General features: G+C 62.9%; 9 protein-coding genes. 4 read left to right on the forward strand and 5 right to left on the reverse strand.

Features of this window, described 5'->3' with window-relative positions:
- Positions 1-61: 61 nt before the first annotated feature.
- The 4 genes from IV454_RS32515 to IV454_RS32530 form a co-directional block, all read right to left on the reverse strand.
- Entirely contained in the window at positions 62-937 is an 876-nt protein-coding gene (locus IV454_RS32515) for an alpha/beta fold hydrolase (protein WP_206089662.1), read from the reverse strand.
- A gap of 166 nt (positions 938-1,103) precedes the next feature.
- On the reverse strand, positions 1,104-1,451 hold the full coding sequence (locus IV454_RS32520; protein WP_206089663.1) for a type II toxin-antitoxin system ChpB family toxin: 348 nt from the start codon (positions 1,449-1,451) through the stop codon (positions 1,104-1,106).
- Positions 1,445-1,696 (reverse strand): AbrB/MazE/SpoVT family DNA-binding domain-containing protein, encoded by a 252-nt coding sequence (locus IV454_RS32525; protein WP_206089664.1) that lies wholly within the window; start codon positions 1,694-1,696, stop codon positions 1,445-1,447. The genes IV454_RS32520 and IV454_RS32525 overlap by 7 nt, the downstream gene beginning before the upstream one ends.
- Before the next feature lie 138 nt (positions 1,697-1,834).
- Positions 1,835-2,983: a hypothetical protein gene (locus IV454_RS32530; RefSeq protein ID WP_206089665.1), complete on the reverse strand. Its 1,149-nt coding sequence runs from the start codon at positions 2,981-2,983 to the stop codon at positions 1,835-1,837.
- A 189-nt stretch (positions 2,984-3,172) separates the two neighbouring features.
- Between IV454_RS32530 and IV454_RS32535 the strand changes: the two genes are divergently transcribed.
- The 4 genes from IV454_RS32535 to IV454_RS32550 are packed head-to-tail and all read left to right on the forward strand — an operon-like array spanning position 3,173 to position 5,633.
- Positions 3,173-3,697 (forward strand): gamma carbonic anhydrase family protein, encoded by a 525-nt coding sequence (locus IV454_RS32535; protein ID WP_206089666.1) that lies wholly within the window; start codon positions 3,173-3,175, stop codon positions 3,695-3,697.
- Between the two features lie 3 nt (positions 3,698-3,700).
- Complete coding sequence (gene hslO, locus IV454_RS32540) at positions 3,701-4,657, forward strand: Hsp33 family molecular chaperone HslO (RefSeq protein WP_206089667.1); 957 nt, start codon at positions 3,701-3,703, stop codon at positions 4,655-4,657.
- Position 4,658: 1 nt separating this feature from the next.
- On the forward strand, positions 4,659-5,093 hold the full coding sequence (locus IV454_RS32545) for an acyl-CoA thioesterase (protein WP_206089668.1): 435 nt from the start codon (positions 4,659-4,661) through the stop codon (positions 5,091-5,093).
- Between the two features lie 6 nt (positions 5,094-5,099).
- Positions 5,100-5,633, forward strand: coding sequence for a GNAT family N-acetyltransferase (locus tag IV454_RS32550; protein ID WP_206089669.1), 534 nt, complete (start codon positions 5,100-5,102; stop codon positions 5,631-5,633).
- Between the two features lie 118 nt (positions 5,634-5,751).
- Here the strand turns inward: IV454_RS32550 and IV454_RS32555 are convergent, their stop codons facing one another.
- A complete protein-coding gene (locus tag IV454_RS32555; RefSeq protein ID WP_206089670.1) occupies positions 5,752-5,940 on the reverse strand; it encodes a hypothetical protein in 189 nt (62 codons plus the stop codon).
- Positions 5,941-6,367 lie beyond the last annotated feature (427 nt).

Below are 6,367 nucleotides of genomic sequence, written 5' to 3' on the forward strand. Positions count from 1 at the left end.
TCGGCAACTAGTGGAGACAGGCTTTATTGTACGCTGACTGAGCGATGCACGCGGCGCGCGGCTAAACCAGGAACGCTTCCACCATCGCGGCCAGCGCCTCGGGCTGATCGTGATGCAGCATATGGCCGGCGTCGGCCATCATGCGCGTGCTCACCGTTTTCAAGTGTCCCAGGCGGCGGTCGACCTCGATGCGAGCTTCCTCGCGCGGCCCCATCCATTGCCACATAGTCGTGTCTTCCGCCTCGACCCACAGCACCGGCGCGCTGATCGCCGACCAGCACGCCATCACTTCTTCCACCTGGTAGCCGAGCGGCGTGGGCTTCTTGTGATTCGGGTCGCCCAGGATTTCCCATTCGCCGGCCGCGTTTTGCGCCGACCAGTGGCGCGCCAGGAAGTGCGCGCGCTCGTCGGGCAGGCGCGGATTGGTTTTTTGCAGGCGCGCCGCCACCGCCGCCTGGCTCGGATAGGTGCGCAAGGACGGCGGCGCGCGCATCTCGTCAAGCCACTTGGCGTATCGGCGCGGCGCCTTGTCCGGGCTCGACGCGGGCAAGCCGAAGCCTTCCAGGTTGATCAGGCGGCGCACCCGGGCCGGGCGCGCGCCGGCGTAAATGCCGACCACATTGCCGCCCATGCTGTGGCCGAGCAGGTTGACCGCCTCACGAGGCGCGTAATGATCGAGCATGGCATCGAGATCGGCCACGTAGTCGGGAAACCAGTAAGTGTCAGAATGGCTGCGTTCGGAGAGCCCGAAGCCGCGCCAGTCGGGCGCGATCACATGCCAGTCTTTCTCCAGGCAATCGACCACGAACTGGAACGAGGCCGACACATCCATCCAGCCGTGCACCATGAACAGCTTGGGCGCGCCCTCCCTGCCCCAGTGGCGCACGTGGGTGCGCAAGCCGCGCACGGTCAGGAATTCGGATCGGGATGGTTTCATGGGACACTCGACAATAAAAAAGAACGACCGTTCGTATTATACCGGAGAACTTTTTCATGCAGCGATATCGTCTTGAGCCCGCTTATCGGAATAGACGCATTCAGGATCACGTGGATTGCCATTGCCTGGTTCGATGGTTTTTCCAGGCAGCCAATGAGATTGTCCCTCAGTCGGTAATTGCACGCAGGCGTGCGAGCGCATCATCGACAACAAACTCGGGCGCCGTTTCCACCCGTCTGGCGGCGCGCGCCTCCAGGTCCAGCATGCGCACTTGATTGACCAGTACCACGCCCTGGATTGTCGTGCCCGATCCAGTCAAGGGCGCAGCGAAGCCGGCATGCCGTGCAAAGTCGCCTCCCTGGGCAATTGGCGCCACCAGCGCGAGGCCGAGCGCATTGAACACGCTGGTCGATAACACAAGCGCAGGCCGCATGCCTTGTCGTTCATGGCCCTTGGTCGGGTCAAGATTGACGAGGATGATATCGCCACGCCCAAACTTGGCTCGCTTTACCACGCTTCACGCCCTACTGGCGTGACATTGCTCCACGCAGCCATATCCACGGGCTCCGGTGCCGAGGGGTCGCACTGGGCCACCAGGTCCGCCAGCGAATACGCCGGTCGCTTTACTTTCAGCAGCACACCCTCGTTTTGCACGCTGACGGTCAGCTTGTCGCCCAACGTCGCCTTCAGGATGCCAAGCAACTCGGTGGGCAGTCGCACTGCCGCGCTGTTACCCCATTTTTGTACCGACAATTCCATTTTTTTACCTCCTGTTGTATCTACATTGTAGATACAACATTGGAATAGTCAAGTCTGCCTTTGGTGCACGAAAGCCGTCAACATCGACGCCGATCATCCGTGCATCCATGGGGCAGTGCGCGATCACGGGTGCCGTATTCAGTTAGTCCAGTACAAATACCGCAGGAAGCCCATGCCGGTCTGCGACTTGCTGGCCTGTTCCGCCATTTGCGCCAGCGGCGAGACCGGATGCGCCTTGTCGATGCGCTGGCAATGGGCGGTCGGCAGCTTGGTATGGCGAAACCCGTACAAGGTACCGGCCGGCGGCGGTTGCAGATACACCCTGGCCACGTTCAAGCCACTGCCCTCGGGACACAAGGGCGCCATCGCCGCCAGCATCCCGCTGCCACCCTGGGTGGCCGGCAGCAAGCTGCGGCCTTGCCACAGCGCCGACATTTCCTTGATCATCATGCCCCAGCTGGCGAAATCGGCCGCATCGAGCGGCAGCGGGAACACGCTGCTGGCCTGCCCGGGATGGCCGATCCACTCCTCGTCGTCATCGGTTTCGGCCAGCGCTTCCTGGCGCATCTTGCCTGAAATCAGAAAGCCATTGCCGATCAGCTGGTGCGCCGCCTTGAGCAAGGCTGGCCGCGCCAGGATCACGCCGTTGTAGTCCTTGGCCAAGTCGAAGGCGCGCACATTGGTCAGCAAGCCCTCGATGAAATGATGATACGACAGCGACCATAAAATATCGCTCTGGTCGACCCGGATCACGGCGCCGAGATTGTATTCGCGGTCGTAATATTCCTGATCGTTACTCGGACCACTGAAGCGGAACGCCTGGTGCCCGCGCTTGGGCAGGGCGAACAGGTATTTTTCCCACAGCTTGACCTGGCCGTCGCTGTCGAGGTCGAGCTCCCACTGCGCGGGTGCCAGGCGCAGCGACTTGCGCTTGCCAAGCTTGACCTGGGCCAGCAGCTTGCGCGTGGCGCCCAGTTCGGCGATCACGTAATCGATTTCCTTGGTCACCTCGACCAAGATGGCGTCGTTCGAGGTACGGTCTTTATGTATCCGCTCGAAGCCCTGCGTACCCCAGGTGACGATCTGGCGCACCAGTGCCGTGTCGCGGCAGATGACGGCGGCAATGCGCGCATCGTCATCCCTGGGCACGGCCCCCTTCGCCACCTCGCGGCAGGCGGCGGTGTAGCCGTCGGTGGTGGTGAAATCGGCAGCGCGCGCCGCCGGGACCGCCAGGACGCCGGCCAAGGCCAGCGCCCCGGCCAGGCGCGAAACAGGGGAAAGTCGCATGATGCCTCCGCTATAAACGTGTCATAAAAGAAAGCTATCCTACGCGAAACAGGTAGTTTTGCGCCGCCCCGCCTTGTGATTAGAAGAAAGCCCCCAACCTTCCCGTGACGCGGCGGTGAATGGCCATGCCGCGTCGAAAGTGCCGGGGCGGCGTAAAATAGCGCCATTCCAACGCTTCCCGACACCAAAATGGCTATCTACCAACTGGGCGAGCATGCGCCCGAGATTCACTCTTCCGCCTACGTCGCCGATTCCGCCAGCCTGATCGGCAAAGTGACCCTGGAGGCGAATACCTCGGTCTGGTCCGGCGCCACCCTGCGCGGCGATAACGAGCGCATCACGATCGGCGCCAACAGCAATGTGCAGGAAGGCACGGTCATGCACACCGACATGGGCTTTCCACTCACCATCGGCAGCAATGTGACGGTCGGCCACCAGGCCATGCTGCACGGCTGCACGGTGGGCGACGGCTCGCTGATCGGCATCCAGGCCGTGATCCTGAACGGCGCCAGGATCGGCAAGGGTTGCCTGGTCGGCGCCGGTGCGCTGGTGACCGAAGGAAAAGAATTCCCTGACCACTCGCTCATCATCGGCGCCCCGGCCAAGGCCGTGCGCACCCTGAGCGCGGAAGACATCGCGCGTCTCGAAGGCAGCGCCGCCAGCTATGTGGCACGCGGCCAGCTATTCAAGACGCAACTGAAAAAGATTGGATAAACAATGACTACAGAAAATAACAACGATACCCTGCAAAAATTCATCTTCGACAATGCCGCCGTGCGCGGCGAGTTCGTCGAAATCTCCAGCACCTGGGGCGAGATCCAGCAACGCCACAGCTATCCGCCGGCCGTCAAGAAGGTGCTCGGCGAAATGGTGGCGGCGGCGGCCCTGCTGTCGGCCAACCTCAAGTTCAACGGCGCCATCGTCATGCAAATCCACGGCGACGGGCCGGTGCGCCTGCTGGTGGTCGAATGCGATTCCGACCTGCGCATGCGCGCCACCGCCAAGCTGGCGGAAGGCGTGACGGTGGCCGACGACACGAGCCTGACCGACCTGCTCAACGCGGGCGGCAAGGCGCGCTTCGTCATCACGCTCGACCCGACTGACAAGATGCCCGGCCAGCAGCCCTACCAGGGCATCGTGCCGCTCGATGGCGACGACATGGCGACCGTCATCGAAAACTACATGCTGCGTTCCGAGCAGCTCGACACGCGCCTGTGGCTGGCGGCCGACGATGGCGTCTCGCGCGGCCTGCTGCTGCAAAAGCTGCCGCGCCACAGCGGCAAGGATGACCAGATCAAGCAAAGCAGCGAAGCCGACGAGCTGGAAACCTGGAACCGCGCCGTCATGCTGGCCTCGACCCTGAAGCAGGAAGAGCTGCTCTCGACCGACATCCAGACCTTGATGAACCGCCTGTTCTGGGAAGAGACGATCCGCGTGTTCGAGCCGGCCCACCCCCGCTTCCACTGCAGCTGCACGCGCGAAAAAGTCGGCAACATGCTCAAGATGCTGGGCCGCGAGGAAGTCGACGGCGCCCTCGATGAGCTGGGCCAGCTGGCGATCGACTGCGATTTCTGCGGCAAGCACTACTCCTTCGACAAGGTCGATTGCGCGCAGCTGTTCGTGGACGGCACGCCGGTCGAAGTGCTGCTTCCCGCCAGCGACGTGAAGCACTGACATGCGCGAGTCGCCCCGCTCCGCCTTCCCGCATTTTCTGGCCATTCCCACGCGCTGGATGGACAACGACGCCTACCAGCACGTCAACAACGTCGTCTACTACAGCTTTTTCGACACCGCCGTGAACCAGTTCCTGATCGCGCGCGGCGTGCTCGATATCCACGCCGACGCCGTGGTCGGGCTGGTGGTCGACACGGGCTGCACGTACTTTCGCTCGATCGCCTTTCCCGACACGGTGCACGTGGGCATGCGCGTGACCAGGCTGGGCAACTCCAGCGTGCGCTACGAGCTGGCGCTGTACCGCAACGATGAAGCGCTGCCCGCGGCGGCCGGGCATTTTGTCCATGTCTACGTCGAGCGCGCGAGCAACCGTTCGGTCCCCGTTCCCGACGCCGTGCGCGCCGTGCTGGCCACCATCGCCAGCGCGGCGGCGTAAGCCGGCATGCAGGCCCTGCCCGCCCCCGGCATACGCACCCTGGCGCACGGCGACGCCGGCGCCCTGCTGGCGTTTGAACTGGCCAACCGCGCCTGGTTCGAGCGCCACGTCGAAGCGCGCGACCCGGCGTTCTATTCGCCCGACGGCGTGGCGCGGCATATCGCCCACTATCTGGACGGGCATGCGGCCGGCACCTGGCATCCTTGCGTGCTGCTCGACGGCGAAGGCCGGATCGTCGGCCGCGCCAATCTGAAGGACATCGACAGGATCAAGGGTTCGGCCGAAGTGGGTTACCGCATCGCGCATGACCAGACAGGCAAGGGCCTGGCCACGTTCGCCCTGCAGCACCTGATCGGGCTGGCCCGCTCGAGCTGGCAACTGAACGAGCTGCGCGCCAAAGTCACTCTCGCCAACCAGGGGTCGGCGGCGGTGCTGCACAAATGCGGCTTCGTCCACGCGGGCGACCTGACGCGCCTGGCCACGGTCGACAAGGCCAGGGTCGACGGCGCCGTGTACCTGCTGGACCTGACGCCGGCCTGACGCCACTATCCTGGCAGCGAATAGGCAAGGCCTGTCGATAACATGTGGGCGGCGATGCTCTGTCCCTGCTCAATCTGACGCGGCGGCACCGCATCGTCATATCACGGACTTCTTGCACTCACTTTGGCGCCCGCTGTTCGGGTGCGCTGCTGCCTTTTTTTCGTTTTAGCGTCACTGCAAACGAGATGCTGTTAAATAAAATAAGGTATCCGAGCAGCTTGTCCATGCCGTCGCGTCCATGTCCCGAAATGGACCAAGCCACCACGGCGCCCAGGCTCCCCATGAACAGGATTTTTAAGATTTTCACGTATTTTGTCCTCCAAAAAAGGAGGAGCATGGACCCACCGGTGCAATCCATGGACCTCCCCTGTACTTCTTTTGCGGCGCGCTGCGACAGCCTGTGTGCAGCTCGAGATTGCCTCCATCGCTAGCGAGTTTAGTCATGCAACATTGCAGCGACCAAGCCATTCTTTCAAAAAAAACAGGATTTTGCGAGTTTTCCGCCCGCTTCCATTGACATCGATCAGGGGTGCAATCGCGGGAAGAATCGCTACCCGGACCACGCAAACCGGGCGCGTTGCCCTCGCCAGTTGCTGTTGACCGCATGCTGACGACGACGGCGGCGAAGCCGGCCAGCCGCGCCCGATCCGTGCGCGCTGGCGCCGCTGTGGGCATCGCACCGCAAAACAATGCGCGAAGACGCGCCGCAAGTGAATGAGTCGCGTCGGGCCAAC

It is taken from the genome of Massilia antarctica, assembly GCF_015689335.1.
GTDB classification, from domain to species: domain Bacteria; phylum Pseudomonadota; class Gammaproteobacteria; order Burkholderiales; family Burkholderiaceae_D; genus Telluria_A; species Telluria_A antarctica.

Excerpts from the sequence above, each read along its gene's own strand:
- IV454_RS32515 (WP_206089662.1), bottom strand. The coding sequence starts at position 937 with ATGAAACCATCCCGATCCGAATTCCTGACCGTGCGCGGCTTGCGCACC.
- IV454_RS32525 (WP_206089664.1), bottom strand. The coding sequence starts at position 1,696 with ATGGAATTGTCGGTACAAAAATGGGGTAACAGCGCGGCAGTGCGACTG.
- IV454_RS32530 (WP_206089665.1), bottom strand. The coding sequence starts at position 2,983 with ATGCGACTTTCCCCTGTTTCGCGCCTGGCCGGGGCGCTGGCCTTGGCC.
- IV454_RS32535 (WP_206089666.1), top strand. The coding sequence starts at position 3,173 with ATGGCTATCTACCAACTGGGCGAGCATGCGCCCGAGATTCACTCTTCC.
- hslO (WP_206089667.1), top strand. The coding sequence starts at position 3,701 with ATGACTACAGAAAATAACAACGATACCCTGCAAAAATTCATCTTCGAC.
- IV454_RS32545 (WP_206089668.1), top strand. The coding sequence starts at position 4,659 with ATGCGCGAGTCGCCCCGCTCCGCCTTCCCGCATTTTCTGGCCATTCCC.
- IV454_RS32550 (WP_206089669.1), top strand. The coding sequence starts at position 5,100 with ATGCAGGCCCTGCCCGCCCCCGGCATACGCACCCTGGCGCACGGCGAC.